This is a genomic window from Pseudomonas sp. HUK17, from assembly GCF_001566765.1.
This window is the reverse complement of the sequence record NZ_LSMW01000011.1, coordinates 20968-44266: the sequence shown is the minus strand read 5'-3', so window position 1 is coordinate 44266 and position 23299 is coordinate 20968. Positions and strand designations below refer to the sequence as shown.

General features: G+C 66.3%; 21 protein-coding genes. 5 read left to right on the top strand and 16 right to left on the bottom strand.

Features of this window, described 5'->3' with window-relative positions; genetic code table 11:
• Position 1: 1 nt before the first annotated feature.
• Together AX284_RS06695 and AX284_RS06690 are read right to left on the bottom strand one after the other, a co-directional pair.
• Entirely contained in the window at positions 2–1267 is a 1266-nt protein-coding gene (locus tag AX284_RS06695) for an Hsp70 family protein (protein WP_068384261.1), read from the bottom strand.
• Positions 1268–1396: 129 nt separating this feature from the next.
• Positions 1397–1840, bottom strand: a complete 444-nt coding sequence (locus AX284_RS06690) for a thiol-disulfide oxidoreductase DCC family protein (RefSeq protein ID WP_068384260.1) — start codon at positions 1838–1840, stop codon at positions 1397–1399.
• A 153-nt stretch (positions 1841–1993) separates the two neighbouring features.
• Between AX284_RS06690 and AX284_RS06685 the strand changes: the two genes are divergently transcribed.
• Positions 1994–2791: an SDR family NAD(P)-dependent oxidoreductase gene (locus AX284_RS06685; protein ID WP_017642651.1), complete on the top strand. Its 798-nt coding sequence runs from the start codon at positions 1994–1996 to the stop codon at positions 2789–2791.
• 139 nt (positions 2792–2930) lie between these two features.
• On the opposite strand, the gene AX284_RS06680 is transcribed toward AX284_RS06685, so the two are convergent.
• From AX284_RS06680 to AX284_RS06660, 5 genes are all read right to left on the bottom strand, one after another.
• On the bottom strand, positions 2931–3665 hold the full coding sequence (locus AX284_RS06680; RefSeq protein ID WP_068384258.1) for a DUF502 domain-containing protein: 735 nt from the start codon (positions 3663–3665) through the stop codon (positions 2931–2933).
• Between the two features lie 86 nt (positions 3666–3751).
• Positions 3752–5569 carry a S9 family peptidase gene (locus AX284_RS06675; RefSeq protein WP_068384256.1) on the bottom strand — a complete coding sequence of 606 codons (1818 nt, stop codon included), beginning with the start codon at positions 5567–5569 and terminating at the stop codon, positions 3752–3754.
• Between the two features lie 265 nt (positions 5570–5834).
• Entirely contained in the window at positions 5835–6899 is a 1065-nt protein-coding gene (locus AX284_RS06670; protein WP_064307554.1) for a PA0069 family radical SAM protein, read from the bottom strand.
• 149 nt (positions 6900–7048) lie between these two features.
• Positions 7049–8314: an OprD family porin gene (locus AX284_RS06665; protein ID WP_068384255.1), complete on the bottom strand. Its 1266-nt coding sequence runs from the start codon at positions 8312–8314 to the stop codon at positions 7049–7051.
• Positions 8315–8566: 252 nt separating this feature from the next.
• Positions 8567–9964, bottom strand: coding sequence for an MFS transporter (locus AX284_RS06660; protein ID WP_064307553.1), 1398 nt, complete (start codon positions 9962–9964; stop codon positions 8567–8569).
• 445 nt (positions 9965–10409) lie between these two features.
• Between AX284_RS06660 and quiC the strand changes: the two genes are divergently transcribed.
• Positions 10410–12311, top strand: coding sequence for a 3-dehydroshikimate dehydratase QuiC (quiC, locus tag AX284_RS06655; protein ID WP_068384253.1), 1902 nt, complete (start codon positions 10410–10412; stop codon positions 12309–12311).
• 55 nt (positions 12312–12366) lie between these two features.
• The gene (locus tag AX284_RS06650; RefSeq protein ID WP_068384251.1) at positions 12367–13017 is read left to right on the top strand and encodes a TetR/AcrR family transcriptional regulator; all 651 of its coding nucleotides are present in this window, start codon (positions 12367–12369) and stop codon (positions 13015–13017) included.
• A 460-nt stretch (positions 13018–13477) separates the two neighbouring features.
• Here AX284_RS06650 and AX284_RS06645 read toward each other — a convergent pair whose 3' ends face one another.
• The 3 genes from AX284_RS06645 to AX284_RS06635 form a co-directional block, all read right to left on the bottom strand.
• Positions 13478–14335, bottom strand: coding sequence for a glucose 1-dehydrogenase (locus AX284_RS06645; protein WP_017642643.1), 858 nt, complete (start codon positions 14333–14335; stop codon positions 13478–13480).
• A gap of 64 nt (positions 14336–14399) precedes the next feature.
• Positions 14400–15257, bottom strand: coding sequence for an SDR family oxidoreductase (locus AX284_RS06640; RefSeq protein ID WP_017642642.1), 858 nt, complete (start codon positions 15255–15257; stop codon positions 14400–14402).
• 100 nt (positions 15258–15357) lie between these two features.
• On the bottom strand, positions 15358–15945 hold the full coding sequence (locus tag AX284_RS06635) for a TIGR00730 family Rossman fold protein (RefSeq protein WP_068384249.1): 588 nt from the start codon (positions 15943–15945) through the stop codon (positions 15358–15360).
• A 331-nt stretch (positions 15946–16276) separates the two neighbouring features.
• Here AX284_RS06635 and azu point away from each other — a divergent pair, with 331 nt between their 5' ends.
• On the top strand, positions 16277–16726 hold the full coding sequence (gene azu, locus AX284_RS06630; RefSeq protein ID WP_068384247.1) for an azurin: 450 nt from the start codon (positions 16277–16279) through the stop codon (positions 16724–16726).
• Positions 16727–17592: 866 nt separating this feature from the next.
• Here azu and AX284_RS06625 read toward each other — a convergent pair.
• Complete coding sequence (locus AX284_RS06625) at positions 17593–18141, bottom strand: glutathione peroxidase (protein WP_007163002.1); 549 nt, start codon at positions 18139–18141, stop codon at positions 17593–17595.
• Positions 18142–18222: 81 nt separating this feature from the next.
• A complete protein-coding gene (locus AX284_RS06620) occupies positions 18223–18552 on the bottom strand; it encodes a hypothetical protein (protein ID WP_068384245.1) in 330 nt (109 codons plus the stop codon).
• A gap of 232 nt (positions 18553–18784) precedes the next feature.
• Between AX284_RS06620 and AX284_RS06615 the strand changes: the two genes are divergently transcribed.
• Positions 18785–20191 (top strand): L-cystine transporter, encoded by a 1407-nt coding sequence (locus AX284_RS06615; protein WP_017642637.1) that lies wholly within the window; start codon positions 18785–18787, stop codon positions 20189–20191.
• Between the two features lie 87 nt (positions 20192–20278).
• Here the strand turns inward: AX284_RS06615 and ureC are convergent, their stop codons facing one another.
• The 4 genes from ureC to ureA all read right to left on the bottom strand — a co-directional run bounded on the left by ureC (position 20279) and on the right by ureA (position 23269).
• The gene (gene ureC, locus AX284_RS06610; protein WP_017642636.1) at positions 20279–21979 is read right to left on the bottom strand and encodes an urease subunit alpha; all 1701 of its coding nucleotides are present in this window, start codon (positions 21977–21979) and stop codon (positions 20279–20281) included.
• A gap of 165 nt (positions 21980–22144) precedes the next feature.
• The gene (locus AX284_RS06605; protein ID WP_068384243.1) at positions 22145–22450 is read right to left on the bottom strand and encodes an urease subunit beta; all 306 of its coding nucleotides are present in this window, start codon (positions 22448–22450) and stop codon (positions 22145–22147) included.
• Positions 22447–22956, bottom strand: coding sequence for a GNAT family N-acetyltransferase (locus AX284_RS06600; protein WP_017642635.1), 510 nt, complete (start codon positions 22954–22956; stop codon positions 22447–22449). Before AX284_RS06600 ends, AX284_RS06605 begins: the two co-directional genes overlap by 4 nt.
• A 10-nt stretch (positions 22957–22966) precedes the next feature.
• Positions 22967–23269: an urease subunit gamma gene (gene ureA / locus AX284_RS06595; RefSeq protein ID WP_007162996.1), complete on the bottom strand. Its 303-nt coding sequence runs from the start codon at positions 23267–23269 to the stop codon at positions 22967–22969.
• Positions 23270–23299: the final 30 nt, after the last annotated feature.

The following is a 23299-nucleotide window of genomic DNA, read 5'->3' as shown; positions in this document are numbered from 1 at the left end:
CCTAGCCGTAGCGCTTGAACGCCTCGATGGCCAGACCGTTGCCGATGTTGCCGAAGCGGTCACCGTCCACCAGGCGGGCGCCGGGGAAGCGCTTGGCGAGGGCCTGGCGCAGTGCCGGGATACCACTGGAGCCGCCGGTGAAGAACAGGCTGTCGACCCGCGCCGGATCGAGATCGGCGCGGGCCAGCAGGTCGTCCACGCCGCGGCTCAGGCGCTCCAGTTGCAGGGCGATGGCGGCGTCGAACAGGGGGCGTTCCAGATCCGCGGCCAGGCCGGTCTCGATGCGATCCAGGCGCAGGGTGCGGCGCCAGTCGTCGGTGAGGGCGATCTTGGCGTCTTCCACCTGGATCGCCAGCCAGTGGCCGGCGCGCTGTTCGATGAGCTTGAACAGGCGATCCATGCAGCGGGTGTCCTGGGCGTCGTATCTCATGTCGCGCAGGCCCAGCACGCTCTTCTTGGCGTAGACGGCGTTGATGGTGTGCCAGGTCGCCAGGTTGATGTAGTGACTGGTGGGCATGGTGGCGCCGCTTTTCATGGCGCTGCCGTAGCCAAATAAGGGCATCACCCCTTCCAGGCTCAGCTGGCGGTCGAAGTCGGTGCCGCCGACGTGCACGCCGCCGGTGGCGAGGATGTCGCCGGCGCGGTCGGCCAGGTTGCGGCGCTCCGGCGCCAGGCGCACCAGGGAAAAGTCCGAGGTGCCGCCGCCGATGTCGACGATCAGCACCAGTTCTTCGTGCTCGATGCTGCGTTCGTAGTCGAAGGCGGCAGCGAGGGGTTCGAACTGGAAGGAGATATCGCTGAAACCTACCTGGCGCGCCACGGCGGCCAGGGTGTCCTCGGCCTCCTGGTCGGCGACCGGATCGTCATCGACGAAGTGCACCGGACGGCCCAGCACCACGGCGTCGAAGGAGCGAGCGGCCTGCTGTTCGGCGCGCTGCTTGAGGGTGCCGAGAAACAGGCCGAGCACCTCGGTGAAGGGCAGGGCGCTGCCGAGGATGCTGGTCTCGCCCTTGAGCAGGTTGGAGCCGAGCAGGCTCTTGAGCGAGCGCAGCAGGCGGCCCTCGTAGCCTTCCAGGTATTCGTGCAGCGCCTGGCGACCATAGGCCGGGCGGCGTTCTTCGGCGTTGAAGAAGATCACCGAGGGCAGGGTGGCCTTGCCTTCTTCGAGGGGCAGCAGGACGTCGCCGGCCGGCCTGAGCCAGCCGGCGGTGGAGTTGGAGGTACCGAAGTCGAGGCCCAGGGCGCGGGCGGGTTGAGCAGCAGACATGTCAGGATCCGTAACGCGAGCAGCCGCGCAGTTTAGCCGAGACCGGCGACCAGGCGAACCCTGGCCGGATGCCAGCAGGATTGACCCGCGCTGCTGCAGGACTGAAGCGATGGCAGGCGAACGGTGGTGTCAGCCCTTGCGCGAGCGGTCGCGCGGCTCTTCCAGGGTGCAGACATCCTCCTGGCAACGCCGACTGCCCTGCGGATGCGGCAGCCAGGTCAGGCCTGGGCGCAGCTTGAGAAACAGGCGATAGCCCAGTTCCAGCAGCGGCCGCAACGGCCGCCAGGCCAGCGGTCGGGCCCAGTGGCCGAGGCCTGCGGTGCGCCAGCTCCAGTAGGTGGCGTCCAGGCCTTTGAACCAGTAGCCATCGGCATCCCGGGCGTGGAGCAGATCGAGCATGGCCTGGCGCGGCGGCGCATCGGCGGGCGCCTGCGCCTCGTAGTCCGGCGCGGCCAGATCCACTAGGTGCAGTTGGCTGGGGTCGGCATGGCGGCGCAGCCAGGCGATCTCGCGGGCGCACAGCGGGCAGGCGCCGTCGTGAAAGAGGGTCAGGGGCAGGCGAGGGGCGTGCATCGTGATCTTCCCAGGGGACTTGTCTATCTGGACCGGCACGCGGGGCTGCCGTTGCGCTTTCCGCCGAACGGTAAGCGCAACGGCGCCCCGTGGCGAGTCGGAATCAGAGACGCCGAATGACGGCATTGCACGCAAACAACCAACGAGGTCGCTATGGATCTGGGAATCAAGGGGCGTGTCGCCCTCATCACGGGGGCCAGTGGTGGCATGGGGCTGGCCACGGCCAAGCTGTTGGCCGAAGAGGGCGTCAAGCTGGTGCTCTCCGATCTCGAGCAGGATAAGCTGGAAGCGGCGGCCAAGGGCCTGCCGGGCGAGCCGCTGCTGATCGCCGCCGACATGACTGACCAGGCCGCGGTGGACCAGTTGGTAGAGCAGGGCGAGGCCCGCTTCGGCCAGATCGACATCGTGGTACATACCGCGGGCGTCACCGGCGCCAAGGGCGATCCCCTGGAGCTGGCCGATGCCGACTACGAGGAGGCCTGGGCCACCGACTTCTTTTCCGCCGTGCGCGTTGGCCGCGCCGCCATCCCGCGCATGCGTAAGCGCGGCTGGGGTCGCTTCGTCTGCATCACGTCGGAAAACGCCGTCCAGCCCTATTGGGAAGAGGCCGTCTACAACGTCGCCAAGGCCGCCCTGGCCGCCTTCATCAAGAACCTCTCCTACAAGGAAGCGGCCCACGGCGTGCTGTGCAACACCGTGTCGCCAGCCTTCATCGAGACCGGCATGACCGACGGCATGATGGAAAAACGCGCCAAGGAACTAGGGGTCTCCTTCGAAGAAGCCATCGAAAGCTTCCTCGACGAAGAACGACCCGGCATCGTGCAGAAGCGTCGCGGCCAGGTGGAGGAGGTGGCCGCGGCCATCGCCCTGCTGGTGTCCGAACGCGGCTCCTTCATCAACGGCAGCAACCTGCGCGTGGATGGCGGTTCGGTCCAGGCGGTGCAGAACTAAGAATCTATTCGCGATCTGCTGCGCGTCGGCCAAACTGCGTTGAAAATGGCTTCGGAATGCTCATTTACCAGTTGTAAACTCCGCTTCCTCAGCCCTCTTCGCCTTGTTTGTCTCTAGCTCGCGAGACCGTGAACAGATTCTAAGACGGGCGGGGCGGCTCCTCGGTCGTCCCGTTTTCCTGCTGGCGGCGCACGGCCTCTTCCAGGGGAATGAACTCCACCTGGCGATCCTTGACCACCGGCGGCAGGGTGATGCCCATGGAGACATAGATGCTGGTGAACATGTCGATGCCCATGTCCGCCGGCTTCACCCAGTCCACCGGTACATAGAGCAGCCCGCCGCCCACGGGGACCGGTGCCGAGGGCACCAGCACGGCGTGATAGTGGCGACCCTCTATGTCGATCACCGCCGGATTGGGCAGCAGTGCCAGCACCGCCACGCCCTGACCGCCAAAGAAGCACCATACCGGACTCATGGCGCGGATATCCGCGCCGCCTTCCTTGCGATCGAGCAACTCGACGAAGCGCTCCGCCAGGCCATAGAGCTTGCCCACCACCGGAATGCGGCGGAAGGTCACGTCGGCGAACCAGCCCAGCGGCCGGCGCAGGCCCAGCTTGACCGCCAGTCCCAGCGGATAGAGCAGTACCAGCAAGAGCAGGGTGCCGAGGCCATAGGCGGCCAGGGAGTTGCCGACGAAGGGGTGACCGACCGCCACGAACAGCCGGCCCAGGGTGGTGTTGGGGCCGATCAGCCCATTGAGGAAGCTGACGATCCAGCCGATCAGCGCCAGGGTCAGGACCAGCGGCAGGAGCAAGAGCAGGCCGGCCAGCCAGGTGGAGACGACGCTTTCGATACTGCGGCGAACGAAGGGCATGCAAGAACTCGACGGCTAAAGCGCCATTCTATACGGCCCGGGTGCGCTCAGCGTCGGCCCGGACCGACTTTCTGAGCGCGCCTCGATCACAGCCAGCGGCGATAGAAGGCGGCCTCCTGCTCCAGGGCATCGGCCTGGTTGGCCGCTCGGCGAAAGCCATGGCCTTCATCGGGATAGCGCCTGACCACCACCGGTATGCCGCGCGCCTCCAGGGCCGCGGCCATGGCGTCGGTCTGGGCCGGGACCACCACGGCGTCCTTGAGGCCCTGCAGGAAGATCACCGGCGCCTGGATGCCATCCGCGTGCAGCAACGGGGTACGGGCCTCGTAGCGCGCGCGGTCGGCCTCGGGATCGCCGATCAGCCAGTCCAGGTAGTCGGCCTCGAACTTGTGGGTGGCCTTGGCCAGTGCCAGGGGATCGCTGACGCCATAGAGGCTGGCGCCGGCGCGGAAGACGTCGCGGAAGGCCAGGGCGCAGAGCACGGTATAGCCGCCCGCGCTGCCGCCGCGGATAAAGGCGCGGTGCGGATCCACCAGCCCCTGGGCACCGAGGTGCTCGACCACCGCGCAGGCATCCTCGACATCCACTTCGCCCCAGCGCAGATGCAGCGCCTGGCGATAGGCCCGGCCGTGGCCGCTGCTGCCGCGATAGTTGAGATCGGCCACGGCGAAGCCTTGGCGCACCCAGAACTGGATACGCGCATCGAACACTGGATAGGTGCAGGAGGTGGGGCCGCCATGGATGCTGACCAGCAGCGGTGGCGGACCTTCGCCGTGCCCTTCCGGCAGATAGAGAAAGCCCTGGGCCTGCTCGCCACCGCTTGGGTAGCTCAACGGCTGGGGCGTGACGATGGCCGCGTCCGCCAGGGGTGCCACCCCGCCGGTGACGATCTCCACCGCGCCGGTCTGGCGGTCGATGGCCAGCACCGCCGAGGGCCGGGTCGGCGCTGCGGCGATGCAGTAGCAGTGCGTCTCGTCCAGGGCCAGGCCGCGGAAACGGCTGAAGTCCGGGGCCAGGCGGCGGACCTCGCCAGCTGCCCGCCGCTCACCGAGCAGGCCGAAGCCCTGTTCCTGCCAGGTCGCCAGCCAGCCTTGCGCCGTCGGCAACCAACTGGCGCCACCCAGTTGCCAGGGCGCGGCGGCATGATCCGCCGCCGGTGCCTCTTGTAGCCTGAAGCCCTCCGTGGTCTCGCACCAGGGTTGCCACCAGCCCTGGCGATCGCTCAGCGCCCAGAGTTGGTCATGCTCATCGAAGAGCGGCTGCTGCAGCGACTCCTCGGGATCGGCTGAAACGATGCTAGGCGCTACGGGCTGACCTTCTTTGTCCAGTGTCGCCGCCAGCAGCCGGGTGCGGGTCCAGGGCTGGTGCGGCCTGTCCCACTCGATCCAGGCCAGTCGACGGCCGTCGGCGCTGGTACGCGGCGCCGCATAGAAATCCGCGCCCTCGGCGAGCACCTGACGCTCGCCGCCTGAGCTCAGGGCGACCAGGCGATGCCGCGGCGGCTGTTCGCCGCGGTCTTCCTCGACCGCCAGCACCCGCTGTCGGGCCCCGTCCCAATGCAGATCGCCATAGCGCCAGTGCTCGCCACCGGCCAGGCGTTCGGGTGTACTACCGTCCCGCGGTTGGCGATAGATCGCCTGGTCGCCTTCGTTGACGAACAGCGGTCCCTGGTCACCCAGGCAGAGGGCGCCACCGCCGTACTCATAGACCTTGCTGCGCAGGCTGAAGCCCGCCGGCGTGAGGCAACGCGGCGCGCCGCCGGGCTCGCGCAGCCACAGCCGGGTGGTGCCGTCGGCGGGATCGTACTGACTCCAGTAGAGGCCACTGGCATCGACCTTGAGTTCGGCGAAGTCGATACCGGCGGCAACGGCCTGGGCCGGCGTGAGCGAGGTAGGGGCGGTCATGGCGACTCCGGAAGTAGGAACAGCCGTTAGCCTAGCAGCTGTGTGGGAAGGTCTGGGGGGCGTGCCGGCCCGTTGGGCTTCGCTGTGCTCAACCCAACCTACGGGTGCGCCGCTTTTCCCCCTCTCCCGCTGGGAGGAGGCTGGGGTGAGGGACAGATCGTTGGGCTTCGCTGGGCTCAACCCAACCTACGAGGCGTGCGCCGCTTTTCCCCCTCTCCCTCTGGGAGAGGGTTGGGGAGAGGGAGCAGCCCGTGCGGCGCCTGTCCTAGAACAATCCCAATTGCTCCCCCGGCGGGGCGAACTGGCTGCAATCCAGGCCTTCGCCCTCGCGGCGCTCCAGGCCGAAGCGGCGGCGGGCCAGGCGAAAGCGCTGGGCCAGGAGCTCGGCGAACTGGCCTTCGCCCTTCATGCGGATGCCGAAGCGGCTGTCGTAGTTCTTCCCGCCGCGCGACTGGCGGATCAGGCTCATGACATGGGCGGCGCGTTCTGGAAAGTGCGTCTGCAGCCACTCCTCGAACAGGTCGGCGATCTCCAGTGGCAGTCGCAACAGTGTGTAGCCGGCCGAGCGGGCGCCGTGGTCGCGGGCTGCCTCCAGCAGGGCTTCGAGTTCATGGTCGTTGATCATGGGAATCATCGGCGCCAGCAGGGCGCTTACCGGCACCCCGTGCTCGTGCAGGGTGCGCATGGCGCGCAGCCGGGCCTGGGGCGCCGCGGTGCGCGGTTCGAGGACGCGCTTGAGGTCATCGTCCAGCGTGGTGAGGCTGAAGGCGACCCGTACCAGGTTGCGCTCGGCCAGCTGCACGAAGAGATCCAGGTCGCGCAGGATCAGCGCGCTCTTGGTGATGATCGTCACCGGATGGCGATAGCGCAGCAGGATTTCCAGTGCCTGGCGGGTCAGCTGGTACTGGCGCTCGATGGGCTGGTAGCCGTCGGTGTTGATACCCAGGGCGATGGGTTGCGGCTGATAGCCCGGCTTGCACAGCTCCGCTTCCAGACGCTCCGCCAGGTTGGTCTTGGCGATCAGCTGGGTCTCGAAGTCGATGCCTGGCGAGAGATCCCAGTAGGCGTGGGAGGGGCGGGCGAAGCAGTAGATGCAGCCGTGCTCGCAGCCACGATAGGGATTCACCGAGCGATCGAAGCCCACGTCCGGCGACTGATTGCGGCTGATCACCGTCTTGGCGGTTTCCCGGCGTACCGAGGTGGTGAAGGTCAGCGGGGTGGCTTCGTCATACCAGCCATCGTGCTCAGCTTCGCTGCGGGTCGCGGCGAAGCGATTGTGCGGATTGCTGGCGGTGCCACGACCCCGTGGCGGGCGCTGGGGCTGGGTCATGTGGAGGCCTCGAAAGCTGTATCTTTGTACAGTATAAGGCCTGAGGGATCGGGGCAAGGGTGCAGCGGTCGGGTGGACTGTAGGAGCGGCTATCAACGAGTCCAGTCGGCGCGAGCGGCGGCCACCCGGGCCGCCGCCGAAACTGCGCCCTACAACACCGAGATCGGATAGTTGAGGATGATGCGGTTCTCGTCGAAGGAGCCGCTGGCACTGTAGTCGCGTCTCATGCTGGAGTTGCGCCAGCGGATCAGCAGTTTCTTCAGCGGACCGCTCTGCACCTCGTATTGCACCTCGGACTCGCGACCCCATTCCTTGCCGTCGGTGATGCTGCCGGTGTGCACGTTGTCGCCGCTGATGTAGCGGTTCATCAGGGTCAGGCCCGGCACGCCGAAGGCGGCGAAGTTGTGGTCGTAGCGCACCTGCCAGGAGCGTTCCCGGGCGTTGTCGTAGCTGGAGTTGTAGCTGTCGTTGCCCAGGGTGCCGCCGCTGGTGCCATTGACCCTCATCCAGGCGCTGTCGCCGCTGACGCGCTGCAGGCCGACATAGAAGGTGCCGCCGCCCTGCTTGGCCGAGAGCAGCGCATAGGCGGTGCGGTTGTCCAGGGCACCGGCGCGGGCCGAGCCGTCGTCGTCGCCGATGAAGTAGCCGAGGTTGGCGCCCAGGGTCCAGCTGCCCACTGGCTGGTAGTGGATCAGGTTGATGAACTTCTGGTTGTAGATGTCTTCGAGCTGGGCGTACCAGAGGCCGATCTGGGTACGCTTCTCGTTGAACCGGTATTCGCCGCCGACGTAGTTGAAGCGGTCGGAGGTGGCATTGGCGCGGCCCTGCATGAACATGTCTTCCATGCTGGCGTCGTTGCGCGGACTGTTCTGGCGCATCTGGCCGCCCCAGAGTTCCAGGTTCTGGATCTCGGTGGAGTGGATCTGGGCGCCCTGGAAGGTCTGCGGCAGCGAGCGGCCGTCGTCGGATCTGAGGATCGGCAGCACGGCGAACCACTCGCCGACCTTGATATCGGTCTTGGAGACCTTGGCCTTGGCCGCCACCGCCAGGCGGCCGAAGTCCTTGGCCGGCTCGTTGCCGGCATGGGTCGGTAGCAGCTGGGTGCCGTAGGTGCCGGCGCCGCCGTCGAGCTTGACCGAGTAGAGGCCCAGGGCATCGATGCCGAAGCCCACCGGGCCCTGGGTGTAGCCCGAGGTCAGGCCGAAGATGAAGCTCTGGGTCCATTCCTCGGCCTTGTTCTGCGCGGTGTAGGCCGGATCGACGAAGTTGCGATTGAAGTAGAAGTTGCGCAGGTTGAGATTGGCCTTGGTGCCTTCGATGAAGCCGTCCGCGGCCCACAGCGGTGTGGTGCTGACCAGGGCGGCGAAGGCGGCGCAGGCACGGGCGAGCCGGCCGGAAGCGAGTCGAGTGCTCATGGTGTTCCTTGTTCTTGTCGGTAAGGGGTGCCCTGCCGGCGCGGGGGCGGCATCTGACGAGGGCGGGTAGGACGGTGGCGCGAGGTACGGCTAGGAGGGTGCAGGCGACATGAGGGATTCCTTTCTTATTTGAATTATCGGAAAGCTAGGGCCGACGCATTCGGCTGAATAGTTATATGACAACGTATGTCTTACGGCAAGGCTACCAAGGTAGCAGGGCGGAGCCCTCGCCAGGCGAGGGCTCGCGAGGGGTCAGACGCTGGCCTTGAGGCTGTCCTGACGGGCCGTGTCATAGGCGTGCTTGTCCATCTGCACGGCGCCCGGCTTGCCCAGGTCGCTCATGGGCACCCGGTAGGTTTCCGGCGACAGATAGGCCGCCAGGGCCGACAGGCAGGTCACGCCGAAGGCCAGGCCACCGACCACTAGCCAGATGTTGTCGGTGCCGGGCGGGGCGACCAGGGTGAACAGCGCCGGCAGCATGGCGGTGAACATGGTGCCGATGTTCTGGGCGATGGCCATGGCCGAGACGCGATAGCGGGTCTGGAACTGCTCCGGGTAGAAGCTGGGGAACACCGCGTTGTAGCCCTGGTAGACCACGCCCCACATCAGCAGCGACATGAGGAAAGCCAGCGGCAGGTTGTGGATGCTGATGGCATAGAGGTAACCGAAGGCCAACAGACCCGACCCCAGGGCACCGCCGATCATGGTCGGCCGCCGCCCGATGCGGTCGGAGAGGTTGCCGACGAAGGGGATCACCAGCACCGCGACGATGTTGCCCACCACCGGTATCCATAGATAGACGCTCTTGTCGAAGCCGATGCCGTAGGCCGGCTGCACCGCATAGGCGGCGCCGAAGATGGTGGCCACCACCGGGATGACGTTCATCAGCGCCATCAGGGCCACCAGGATCATGGCCTTCCAGCTGGTGGTCAGGGCTTCGCCGATGGGCGAGCGTCTGGCCACGGCGGCGGTCTCGGCCTTGGCTTCTTCCTTGACGAAGGCGGGCGTCTCATGGACTTCCCGGCGGATGATGAAACCGGCCAGCAGGACGAAGGCGCTGAGCAGGAAGGGGATGCGCCAGCCCCAGCTGTTGAAGGCATCGGCGGGCATGAAGTAGGCCAGCGGCAGGAAGATCGCCGCGGCTAGTACCTGACCGGCCTGGACGCCCTGCAGGGTAAAGCTCGCATAGTAGCCACGCCGCCCGAAGGGTGCGTGTTCGAGCACCATGGAGCTGGCCCCGGAGATCTCGCCGGCCACGGCGAAGCCCTGGATCAGGCGCAGCACCACCAGCAGGATGGGGGCGAGGATGCCGATCTGGTGGTAGGTGGGCAGCAGGCCAACGGCCATGGTGGCGATGCCCATGAGGAACATGCACAGCAGCAGGACGTTCTTGCGGCCGCGGGTATCGCCCCAGTGACCGAGCACGAAGGCGCCGACCGGCCGCGCCAGATAGCCCACGCCATAGGTGGCGAGGGAGGCGACGATGGCCATCTTGGGATCGCTGGAGGGGAAGAAGATCTGCGGAAAGATCAGCGCCGCCGCCTGGGCGTAGATGAAGAAATCGTAGTATTCCAGTGCCGAGCCGATCCAGCCGCTGGCAGTGGCTTTCTTGGCTTGGGAGCCGGGGGTGGGGGAGGCGGTAGTGGCCATGGTTGTCTCCGGAATTTTATTGTCAGGCCAGGAGGGTTTCAGCGCCGCGCACGAACTCGCTCGGGCAGCGGGAGCCGAAGATGGAAAGGACGGGAAGACCTAGCCTGGCCGTCGCCGACCGAGCACGGTGGGGCTGCAGACGAGACGGGGGGCGCAGGATAACGTGGATAGCGGGGGCATGGACGCACACTCTTGTTTGTCTTGTTATGGTCGACGCGGCGGAAGCGACGAGCGCTGGGCTCTGCGATCCATAGTGCGAGGCGCCGCTGGGGCGGGTCAATTCGCCAGATGACCAAATGTTCGATCAGCGAACAGAAACTAACTGGTTCGTACATAATCCATTGTTGGGCCGTGCGGTGCCACGAATAATCGGTGCCAGACCCTAACGAATACCGGTCACTCCGCCAGTAGCATGCGCGGTGGCCGTCAACCCAGGAGCACCGGCATGCAGCGTTCCATCGCGACCGTATCCATCAGTGGCACCCTGACCGAGAAACTCGAGGCCATCGCCGCGGCGGGCTTCGACGGTGTGGAGATCTTCGAGAACGACCTGCTGTATTCCGGCGCCAGTCCGCGGGAGATCCGCCAGCGCGCCCAGGACCTGGGTCTGGCCATCACCCTGTTCCAGCCGTTCCGCGACTTCGAAGGCAATCGCCGCGAGCGCCTGCAGCGCAATCTCGACCGCGCCGAGCGCAAGTTCGACCTCATGCAGGAACTGGGCACCGACCTCATCCTGGTGTGCAGCAACACCGCCGCCGACAGCCTCGGCGACGAACGCCTGATCGCCGACGACCTGCAACTGCTGGCCGAACGCGCTGCCCCGCGCGGCCTGCGCATCGGCTACGAAGCCCTCGCCTGGGGACGGCACGTCAACACCTGGCAGCAGGTCTGGCGCCTGGTGAAGGCGGTCGACCATCCCAATCTCGGCGTGCTGCTCGACAGCTTCCACACCCTGTCCATCGGCGGTGATCCGGCGGGCATCGCCCAGATCCCCGGGGACAAGATCTTTTTCGTGCAGATGGCCGATGCGCCGCTGCTGCAGATGGACGTGCTGGAGTGGAGTCGGCATTTCCGCTGCTTCCCGGGGCAGGGCGAATTCGACCTGGCCGGTTTTCTCGCGCCCATCCTGCAGACCGGCTACCAGGGGCCGCTGTCGCTGGAGATCTTCAACGACGGTTTCCGCGCCGCCCAGACCCGCGCCACCGCCGCCGATGGCCTGAGGTCCCTGCTCTATCTGGAAGAGCAGACCGCCGCGCGGCTGCAGCGCGACGAGACTCCGGTGGCGGCGCCGCTGTTCGCTCCACCCGAGGCGCCGCGCCTGGAAGGCACCGAATTCCTCGAATTCGCCGTGGACGACGGCCATGGTGCCGAACTGGCGCGCTGGCTGGGCAAGCTGGGCTTCGCCCAGGCCGGGCGGCACCGCTCGAAGAACGTTACCCTGTTGCGCCAGGGCGAGATCAACCTGGTGCTCAACGCCGAACCCTATTCCTTCGGCCACAACTTCTTCGAGGCCCATGGCCCTTCGCTGTGCGCCATGGCGCTACGGGTACCGGATAGCCAGGCCGCCCTGGAGCGCGCCCAGCAATACCGGGCGCAGCCCTATCGCGGCCTGGTCGGCCCCAACGAGCGGGAGATCCCGGCGGTGCGGGCGCCGGACGGCAGCCTGATCTATCTCGCCGATCGCGGCGCGGATGGCCGCAGTCTCTACGACACCGACTTCGATGTCAGCGCCGGCGCCAGCGGTGGCCTCGGGCTGACCCATGTCGATCACGTGGCCATCGCTCTGCCCGCCGATGCCCTGGACAGCTGGGTGCTGTTCTACAAGAGCCTGTTCGACTTCAGCGCCGACGACGAGGTGGTGGTCCCGGATCCCTATGGCCTGGTCAAGAGCCGCGCCCTGAAGAATCGCCAGAGCAGCGTGCGCCTGGCGCTGAACATCTCGGAGAATCGCAACACCGCCATCGCCCGGGCGCTGTCCAGCTATCGCGGCTCGGGGGTGCACCACATCGCCTTCGCCTGCCAGGACATCTTCCAGGCGGTGGAACAGGCCAAGGCCGCCGGGGTGCCCCTGCTGGAGATCCCAATGAACTACTACGACGACCTGGGGGCGCGCTTCGATTTCGACGACGACTTCCTCAGTCGCCTGGCCTACTACAACGTGCTCTACGACCGTGACGCCCAGGGTGGCGAGCTGTTCCACGTCTATACCGAGTCCTTCGCCGACCGATTCTTCTTCGAAATCCTCCAGCGCAAGGATTACAGTGGCTACGGCGCCGCCAACAGCCCGGTCCGCCTGGCGGCCATGCTGCAGGCCCGCCAGGGTCGCCCGGCGCCCCTGGAATTCTGAGCCAGGCGGGTACCTGTGGGTACCCGCATCTCTCCCCAGCCAAGAGTCAGACCCGATGCAGGACACCCCGGCGCCCGCGCTCCGTACGCCGCGCAAGAACAATCCCGAAAAGACCCGCCAGGCCATCCTCGCCGCCGCCGTGGCCGAGTTCGCCGATCTGGGCCTGAGCGGTGCGCGGGTGGACGCCATCGCCGAGCGCACCCATACCTCCAAGCGGATGATCTACTACTACTTCGGCAGCAAGGAGCAGCTCTACCTGACGGTGCTGGAAAAGCTCTACAGCGACGTGCGCGGCAACGAGGCCGAACTGCCGCTGGACCGGCTGCCGCCGCTGGAGGCGATCCGCACCCTGGCGGAGTTCCTCTTCGAGCACCACCGCAGTCACGATGACTTCATCCGCGTGGTGAGCATCGAGAACATCCACCGTGGTCGCCACCTGGCGCAGTCCGAGACCATCTCCAGCCTCAACTCCTCTGCCCTGGAGGCCCTGCGCCGCATCCTGGCGCGCGGCGAAGCCAGCGGCGAGATCCGCAGCGGATTGGATGCGGTGGATGTGCACCTGCTGATGTGTTCGTTCTGCTTCTACCGCGTCTCCAACCGCCACACCTTCGGCCGCATCCACGACATCGACATGGAAGCACCGGCGGTGTTGCGGCGGCACAAGACCATGATCGGCGATGCGATGGTGCGCTACCTGCAGCCGTAGGGCATCTGCGCGACCCTCACCCCGGCCCTCTCCCTGGGGGAGAGGGGGCGTTTGACCGAGGCTTCCGGTCGCCGGCATGAATTGGCAGGTTGAAAACCCTCGTAGGTTGGGTTGAGACAGCTTCATCGTCGAAGCCCAACGCCGCCGGCTACCCCGCGTTGGGCTTCGCTGCGCTCAACCCAACCTACGGACCTGCCCCCTCTCCCTTTGGGGAAAGGGCGAACCCTGATATGCAGGGTGGAAAACCGTGCAGCGTTTTCCACGCGGACGCTGAGCAATCTTCTCTCTGAGAGAGGGCAAGTCCCGTAGGTGGGGCTGAGACAGTTTCATAGTCGAAGCCCAACACTGCCAGATATCCCGCGTTGGGCTTCGCCGCGCTCAACCCAACCTACGGAGCTACCCCTCTCCCTCCCGGAGAGGGCCGGGGTGAGGGCAAACCCAAGCACCCTAGCCAAAACCCTTAGAGCACCGGCATCCCGCCCGTCACCGGCAGCATGGCGCCGGAGATGTAGCTGCCTTCGTCCGACGCCAGCAACACATAGGCCGGCGCCAGTTCCACCGGTTGGCCGGGACGCCCCAGGGGCGTGCTGCTACCGAATTGCTCCGGTTCGTCCGGCTTCATGGTGCTGACGATCAGCGGCGTCCAGATTGGGCCCGGGGCCACACTGTTGGCACGGATGCCTTTCTCGCCGAGCAGCTGCGCCAGACCCGCGGTGAAGTTGGCGATGGCGCCCTTGGTGGCCGAATAGGCCAGCAGGGTCGGCGGGGCGATGTCGGCATTGATCGAGGCGGTGTTGATGATGGAGCCGCCGCGCGGCATGTGCTTCACCACCGCCTGGGTGATGCGGAACATCCCATGGATGTTCACGTTGAAGGTATGCACCCATTCCTCGTCGGGAATCTCGTCGAGGCTGTCGCGCACCTGCTGGAAGGCGGCGTTGTTGACCAGCACGTCGATGCGGCCAAAGGCCTCCACGGTTTTCTGCACCACGTCCAGGCAGGTCTGGCGCTCGGCCAGATCGCCCGGCAAGAGCACGGCCTGGCGCCCGGCTTCGGTGACCAGGCGAGCGGTCTCCTGGGCATCCTCGTGCTCGTCCAGGTAGGCGATGGCGACATCGGCGCCTTCCCGGGCGAAGGCGATGGCCACGGCGCGGCCGATACCACTGTCGGCCCCGGTGATCAGGGTCTTCTTGCCTGCCAGGCGACCCGAGCCGCGGTAGCTCGCGGCGCCGCTGTCGGGCTGCGGATCCATGCGCGCTTCGGAGCCGGGAAAGGTCTGGGGTTGGGGTTTGAGGGGTGGTTTGGGATGTTCGCTCACGAGAGGACTCCGAATGCAGACGAGAAGGGCGACCCCGGCGCGTGCCGGGGTGCGCAGGGGGCATTTAGAGGATCGGCTTGCCGCCGGTGACGGCGATGCGCGCGCCCGAGGTGTAGCTGGATTCGTCGGACGCCAGCATCACGTAAACCGGCGCCAGCTCCACCGGCTGGCCGGGGCGGCCCAGCGGGGTGTTGCCACCGAATTCCTTGACCTGCTCCGGTGGCATGGTGGCGGGGATCAGCGGGGTCCAGATGGGACCGGGAGCCACGCTGTTGGCGCGGATGCCCTTCTCGCCGAGCAGCTGCGCCAGGCCCGCGGTGAAGTTGGCGATGGCGCCCTTGGTGGTGGCATAGGCCAGCAGCGTCGGCCGCGGCATGTCCGAGTTCACCGAGGTGGTGTTGATGATGGAGCCACCCTGGCCCATGTGCTTTAGCGCGGCCTGGGTGATGCGAAACATGGCGGTGATGTTCACATCGAAGGTGTAGACCCACTCGTCGTCGGGAATCTCTTCGAGGGTCTCGTGGGTCATCTGGAAGGCGGCGTTGTTGACCAGCACATCGATGCGGCCAAAGGCGGCCACGGTCTGGTCCACCACCGCCAGGCACTGCTCGCGCTTGGACAGGCAGCCCGGCAGCAACAGGGCTTCGCGGCCGGCTTCGCGCACCAGGCGGGCGGTGTCCTCGGCGTCTTCGTGTTCGTTCAGGTAGCTGATGGCGACATCGGCGCCCTCGCGGGCGAAGGCGATGGCCACGGCGCGGCCGATGCCACTGTCGCCACCGGTGATCAGCGCCTTCTTGCCGGTCAGGCGGCCGGAGCCCTTGTAGCTCTGTTCACCGCAATCCGGGACCGGATTCATGCGCGATTGCAGGCCGGGAACCTTTTGTTGCTGTTCCGGCATGGGGGCTTTGGGAAAATCGGTCATGGGAGAATCCTCGTCGCTCTTGAAACGTTTGCGGGCCTGTCAGTACCGACAGGCCACAAGCGGCGAGGGTTCGAGACCCGAGACGGGCGGTGTAGCCAGATCAGCGCGGAGCCGATTCCGCCCAGCGCGGCGGCACCGTGGGTTGCCAGGCGGCGAGAGCGTCCAGCAGCGCGGTCGGCGAGTCTTCCACCTGCAGCATGGCGCGATGCGGCGCGGCGACGAAGCCCTGGGCCACCAGGTGATCGAGGAAGCCCTCCAGCTGGGCATAGAAGCCGTCGACCTCCAGCAGGCCCATGGGCTTGGCATGGTAGCCGAGCTGCCCCCAGGTCCAGACCTCGAAAAGCTCTTCCAGGGTGCCCAGGCCGCCGGGGAGGGCGATGAAGGCATCGGCCAGCTCCGCCATGCGCGCCTTGCGCGCATGCATGCCGTCGACCACTTCCAGACGCGTGCAGCCGGTATGGCCCAGCTCGGCGGTCTTGAGACTCTGGGGAATGATACCGATCACCTCGCCACCGGCGGCCAGGGCAGCATCCGCGACCACACCCATCAGGCCGACCTTGCCACCGCCGTAGGCCAGGGTGAGGCCACGCTCGGCGAGGGTACGACCCAGGCGCGCGGCCGCTTCCGCGAAGACGGGCGAGGCGCCGGGCTTGGCGCCACAGAAGACACAGACGGTTTTCAGCGACATGGAGACTCCTAGGCAGGCAAAACGCCTAGCCTAGCTGCCCGCCACGCGCGATCAAAGCACCGTCATCGCGCGAGAGAAGCCTCTTCCGGCGCATTGCCGCTGGCGGCCTGGGCATAGCTGGCGAACAACTCGTGCAGCAGGGCGGTAAGGGTCATGGCGGGCGTCCTTGGCTGGCGGATAATGAGGGAGATAGTACCTAGAGGTAAGGCCCGACGACCCGGCAAAGGTTTCGATGGAGGCGATAGAGCGGAGCGGCTCCCTTGCCATGATCGCTGGAACCCGCCACCCTCGCATCGGTCTGACTGGCGACTTTCACGCATCCGGAGGGTTCATGAAATCCACGCTTTTTGCCGCCGCTTTGTTCGTCCTGGGAAGTACCGGCGCCTGGGCCGCCGACAGCTGTACCACCCAGATCGAAGCCGGCGACCAGATGACCTACAGCCGCGCCTCGATCCAGGTCCCGGCCTCGTGCAAGACCTTTACCGTCGAGCTGATCCACAACGGCAGCCTGCCCAAGAACGTCATGGGCCACAACTGGGTCCTGACCCGCGCCACCGACGCCTCGGCCGTCGACGCCGCGGGCATGAGCGCGGGTGAAGACAAGGGCTACCTGCCGGAGGGCGACGAACGCATCATCGCCCACACCCGCATGCTGGGCGGCGGCGAGAAGGACTCCGTGACCTTCGATACCGGGGCTCTGGAAGCGGGCAAGGAATACACCTTCTTCTGTTCCTTCCCGGGGCATTTCGGCTCCATGCGCGGGGTGTTGCAGCGGGGGTAAGGGGAGGGTTTGGTTGTGGCGGTCGACCGTCGCAATCCGACCTCTTGAGCAGGAGACGCCTGTAGGTTGGGTTGAGCTTTAGCGAAGCCCAACGCTGCATGGCCTCATGCTTTTTTAGTACGTGCCATGGCTACTTATTGAGTGTTTGGGGAGTTTTTGTTTCGCCCACCCGGGCGAGTCACTTTTTGCAGTCGCCAAAAAAGTAACCAAAAACGCTTGCCCCACCATCCGGCCTTCCGCTTCGCTCCAGGTCCGCTCACACCAGCGCCGTTCCGGGGTCGGCCTACACGGGCCGTCCATGGCCCGTTAGGCCTCTCGCCGCATCCATGCGGCTAGACCCACTCCACGACACTGGCGTTCGCCCTCCTGAACGGGGCGATTCGCTAGCCTGAAAGTGTTGGTTGAAGAACGCGTCACCCGTAGCCCGTAGCGTGGACAACGGCGAAGCCTTGTCCACTGATGGCTTAGGTGCCCAACAGCGGAAAACGCTACGCGGTTTTCCACGCTACAACCTTTGAACACCCAAGCCTCAGGCTTGCGCTCTTTCCCCGTCAGTGAGGCCGACCACAGATGTCGCGGAGAGGGATGCGAGGCAGGACGCCCCTTCGTGCCGCGCCCCTGGAGCGACGCCGAAACGTGGGGACAGCGTTTTTGGTTACTTTTGTTCGGGACGCGTAGTCCGGGGCGCGCAGCCGCGACTGGCAAAAGTGAGTCGCTCGGAAGAGCGAAACAAGAGGTGCCAGCAAAACTCGATAATCAGCTAGGGCACCAATATTCAAGGTTGACCCTGGCAGGGTTGGGCTTCGCTGGCGCTCAACCCAACCTACGAATCAGGTCACGCCTCGCCATTTACCGGCAGGGCGGCTTCAACCCTTCGCCAACTCCACCTCAATCGCCTCCACCAAACGCGGATCATCCGCCGTCACATCCGGCGCGAAGCGCCCCACCACCTCGCCATTGCGCCCGATCAGGAATTTCTCGAAATTCCACAGCACCTCGGGCTTGGGATTGGGGCTGCCGCCACGGCTCACCATGCGTTCACGGAAGGGGCCGTCACCGGTCGCCTCGGGCTGGGCACGGGTGAGTTCGTCATAGAGCGGATGCTTGTCTTCACCCACCACGCTGAGTTTGGCGAACATAGGGAATTGCACGCCATAGGTCAGGGTGCAGAATTCCTTGATCTCGGCGTCGCTGCCGGGCTCCTGCTGCTTGAAGTTGTTGGCGGGAAAGCCGAGCACTTCCAGGCCGCGTTCGCGCTGGGCCTCATAGAGACGTTCCAGGCCCTCGTACTGGCTGGTCAGGCCGCACTTGGAGGCGACGTTCACCACCAGCAGCACCTTGCCCAGGTAGCGTTCCAGGGTCAGGGTTTCGCCATCGATGGATTGCAGCGGGAGTTTCATCAGGGTCGCGGTCATGGTCGGCTTCCTCGGAAAGAAGCGACCAGCCTAGCGCAAAAACGCCGCCTCCATGGGCGGCGCCTGTCGGTCGGGCGGGACTCAGCGCTTGAGCTTGACCACGTCGCCGGAAACGGTGGTGGTGTAGCCGTTCAGGACATAGGCCCAGAACCAGTTTTCCTGCACCTGGGCATTGATCAGGGCATCGCCGCCGCGGGACTTGATGGCGGCCTGCTGGGCACGCACGAAGCGGTCGTTCTGCTTGACCGGGATGAAGCCCAGGATCATGAGACCGGTGGCCTTGCCCTCGCCATGACCGACGACGGTGTACTGCGACGGATCCAGGTTCTGCGTCTTCATTGCGGTGCCGGTGCAGCCGGCGACGGCGGCGGCGAGGGCGAAGGAAGCGGCGAGCTTGGCGAAACGTTGCATGGAGTCACTCCTTTTTGAGTTGGCAGCGTCGGGCATCGTTTCCCGACGGGGCGCACTCTAGCAGTGCCAGGCCCGGCGGAAATATCGTTCGCCCCGGCGATAGAACCGCTCCTCCCAAGGTCCCAGGGTTATCAGGTGATAGCGCCTCGATCTAAGCCGAGTCGGCCCGAGCTGCTACCATCGCCGCCTTTTCGTCCGGCGGCCGCGTCGGGCGCCGTATCGGAGACCTCGTGTGAATCTGCCTCTCGTCCTCAACCTCGTCGCCTTCGCCGTGCTGCTCGGCCTGCTGGCGCGTACCCGCAACACCGGCTGGAGCCTGGCCGTGCGCGTCTTCATCGGTCTCGCCCTGGGCGTGGCCTTCGGCCTGGTACTGCAACTCGTCTACGGGCATGACGCCCCGGTGCTCAAGACCTCCATCGGCTGGTTCAACCTGGTCGGCAACGGCTATGTGCAGCTGCTGCAGATGAGCATCATGCCGCTGGTGTTCGCCTCCATCCTGGCCGCCGTGGCGCGGCTGCGCGAAGCCTCCTCCATGGGGCGCATCAGCCTGCTGACCCTGGGCACCCTGCTGTTCACCACCGCCATCGCCGCCCTGGTCGGGGTGCTGGTCACCTGGCTGTTCGGCCTGAGCGCCGAAGGCCTGGTGCAGGGCGCCCAGGAGACCGCGCGCCTGACCGCGCTGCAGAACAGCTATGTCGGCAAGGTGGCGGACCTGTCGGTGCCGCAGCTGCTGCTGTCCTTCATTCCGAAGAATCCCTTCGCCGATCTGTCCGGCGCCAATCCCACCTCCATCATCAGCGTGGTGATCTTCGCCGCCTTCCTCGGCGTCGCCGCCCTGCGCCTGCAACGCGACGATCCGGTGCGCGGCGAGAAGGTGCTGGCCGGCATCGACGTGCTCCAGGCCTGGGTGATGAAGCTGGTGCGCCTGCTGCTGCAACTCACTCCCTATGGCGTGCTGGCGCTGATGACCAAGATGGTCGCCACCGCCAGTCCCCAGGACGTGCTCAAGCTGGGCACCTTCCTGATCGCCTCCTACCTGGGCCTGGGTATCCTCTTTGGCGTCCATGCGCTGCTGCTGACCCTGAGCGGCCTGTCGCCGGCGCGCTTCTTTCCCAAGGTCTGGCCGGTGCTGAGTTTCGCCTTCACCAGCCGCTCGAGCGCGGCGACCATCCCGCTCAACATCGAAGCCCAGACCGAACGCCTCGGCGTGCCGCCGGCCATCGCCAGCTTCGCCGCCTCCTTTGGCGCCACCATCGGCCAGAACGGCTGCGCCGGTCTCTATCCGGCCATGCTGGCGATGATGGTCGCCCCGACCCTGGGGATCAATCCCTTCGATCCACTGTGGATCGCCACCCTGGTCGGCATCGTCACCCTGAGTTCAGCGGGCGTGGCCGGCGTGGGCGGCGGTGCCACCTTCGCCGCCCTGATCGTGCTGCCGGCCCTCGGCCTGCCGGTCACCCTGGTGGCGCTGCTGGTGTCCATCGAGCCGCTGATCGACATGGGCCGCACCGCCCTCAACGTCAACGGCTCCATGACCGCCGGCACCCTGACCGCGCGCTGGATGGGCCAGCTGGACAAGGCCGCCTACGACCGCGACGACCGCGCCGAAGCGCCAGCGGCGCCGATCAGTCGCGGCTGAGGCCAAGCCGTCTGCCATTGGGCTGCCTTGGCGCAGCCCAGTGGCTTCTGTGCCTAGTCAGAACAGGCCCTTTTAGAACAGGCCCTTTTAGAACAGAAAGTAGCGCTGCGCCATCGGCAGCACTTCGGCCGGTTCGCACCAGAGCAGCTGGCCGTCGGCCTTGACCTGGTAGTTCTGCGGATCGACCTCAATGGTGGGCAGATAGTCATTGTGGATGAGGTCGCTCTTCTGCGCGGTGCGGCAGCCCTTGACCACACCGATGCGCTTCTTCAGCCCCAGTTGCTCAGGCACCCCGGCCTCGAAGGCGGCCTGGCTGATGAAGGTCAGGCTGGTGTCGTGGAGCATGCCGGCGTAGCTGCCGAACATGGGGCGGTAGTGCACCGGTTGCGGGGTGGGGATGGAGGCGTTGGCGTCGCCCATCAGACTGGCCGCGATGGCGCCGCCCTTGAGGATCAGCGTCGGCTTGACGCCGAAGAAGGCCGGGCGCCAGAGCACCAGGTCGGCGAACTTGCCCACCTCGATGGAACCCACCTCGTGGCTGATGCCATGGGTGATCGCCGGGTTGATGGTGTACTTGGCGATGTAGCGCTTGACCCGGAAGTTGTCGTTGCCGGCGCCGTCCTCGGGCAGCGGACCGCGCTGCTTCTTCATCTTGTCGGCGGTCTGCCAGGTGCGGGTGATGACCTCGCCGACGCGGCCCATGGCCTGGCTGTCGGAGCTGATCATGGCGAAGGCGCCGAGGTCGTGGAGGATGTCCTCGGCGGCGATGGTCTCGCGGCGGATGCGGCTCTCGGCGAAGGCGACGTCCTCGGCGATGCTCGGGTCCAGGTGGTGGCAGACCATGAGCATGTCCAGGTGCTCGTCGATGGTGTTCTTGGTGAAGGGCCGCGTCGGGTTGGTCGAGCTGGGCAGCACGTTGGGGAAGCCGCAGGCCTTGATGATGTCCGGCGCGTGGCCGCCACCGGCACCCTCGGTGTGGTAGGTGTGGATGGTGCGACCCTTGAAGGCGCCCAGGGTGGTCTCGACGAAACCGGATTCGTTGAGGGTGTCGGTGTGGATGGCCACCTGGATGTCGAAACGATCGGCCACCGCCAGGCAATTGTCGATGGCGGCCGGGGTGGTGCCCCAGTCCTCGTGGAGTTTCAAGCCGATGGCGCCGGCGCGCACCTGCTCTTCCAGTGGCCCAGGCAGGCTGGCGTTGCCCTTGCCGGTGAAGCCGATGTTCATCGGGAAGGCGTCGGCGGCCTTGAGCATCTGGGCCATATGCCAGGGACCGGGGGTCACGGTGGTGGCATAGGTGCCGGTGGCCGGCCCGGTGCCGCCGCCGATCATGGTGGTGGTGCCACTCATGAGCGCCTCTTCGATCTGCTGCGGGCAGATGAAGTGGATGTGGGAGTCGATGCCGCCCGCGGTGAGGATCATGCCTTCGCCGGCGATGACCTCGGTGGCGGCGCCGATGGGTACGCTGACGCCGGGCTGGATGTCCGGATTGCCGGCCTTGCCGATGGCCTGGATGCGCCCATTCTTGAGGCCGACATCGGCCTTGACGATGCCCCAGTGGTCGACGATCAGGGCGTTGGTGATGACGGTATCGACCACCTCGGCCGCCAGCAGCTGGCTCTGACCCATGCCGTCGCGGATGACCTTGCCGCCCCCGAATTTCACTTCTTCGCCGTAGACGGTGTGGTCCTCTTCGACCTCGATCCAGAGATCGGTATCGGCCAGGCGCACCCGGTCGCCGGTGGTGGGGCCGAACATGTCGGCATAGGCTTGGCGGGAGATTTTCATAGGCGTTGATCCCGAATAAAGGTGGTCCGGTTGGCCCTCACCCCGACCCTCTTCCGGAGGGAGAGGGAGAAGAGCGGGAGCTCGGTGTCTGTTCTTGAGCCCCCTCTCCCCTTGGGAGAGGGTTGGGGTGAGGGAGCGCGTAAAAGGCGAAGAGCCGGAGTACCCCTACAGCTTCCCCATCACCCGCCCGGCGAAGCCGTAGACGGTGCGCAGGCCGGCCAACTCGACCAGTTCCACCTCGCGACTCTGGCCTGGTTCGAAGCGCACGGCGGTGCCGGCGGCGATGTTCAGGCGCATGCCGCGGGTCAGGGCGCGATCGAACAGCAGGGCGTCGTTGGTCTCGTGGAAGTGGTAGTGCGAGCCCACCTGGATCGGCCGGTCGCCGCTGTTGGCTACGGTCAGGCTCAGGGTGCGGCGGCCGGCGTTGAGTTCGATGTCGCCGTCCTGGATCTGGTATTCGCCGGGGATCATGGGCGCTGCTCCAGCATCAGTTGCATGAAGGTGAGATCCAGCCAGCGACCGAACTTGGTGCCGACCTGGGGCATCTGCCCGGTGGTGATGAAGCCCAGGCGCTCGTGGAGGCGGATGGAGGCCTGGTTGCCACTCTCGATGGCGGCCACCATGACGTGCTTGTCGCAGGCACGGGCGCGTTCGATGAGCGCTGTCATCAAGCGCGGCCCGATGCCCTGGCCGCGCTGGTCGGGGTGGATGTAGACCGAGTGCTCGATGGTGTGGCGAAAGCCCTCGAAGGGCCGCCAGTCGCCAAAGGAGGCATAGCCCACCACCGCGCCGTCGGCATTCTCGGCGACCAGGATGGGGTAGCCCTGGGTGGCGCGCAGGTCGAACCAGGCCTGGCGGTTGGTCAGGTCCACCGGGGTCTCGTTCCAGATCGCCGTGGTGTTGCTGACGGCGTCGTTGTAGATGTGCAGCACGGCCGGCAGGTCGGCAGGCGTGGCGTCGCGGACGATCAGACTCATGGCGGTCTCCCTAGGCGATCGGCTGGTGGACGGTGACCAGCTTGGTCCCGTCGGGGAAGGTGGCTTCCACCTGGATCTCCGGGATCATCTCCGGAACGCCTTCCATCACCTGGTCGCGGGTCAGCAGGGTGGTGCCGTAGTGCATCAGCTCGGCCACGGTGCGACCGTCACGGGCGCCTTCGAGCAGGGCGGCTGAGATCAACGCCATGGCTTCCGGGTAGTTGAGCTTCACCCCACGCGCCAGGCGGCGTTCGGCCACCAGGCCGGCGGTGAAGATGAGCAGCTTGTCTTTTTCGCGGGGCGTCAGGTCCATGGGTGTTCCGGTTGGCAGATGCGGTCAAGG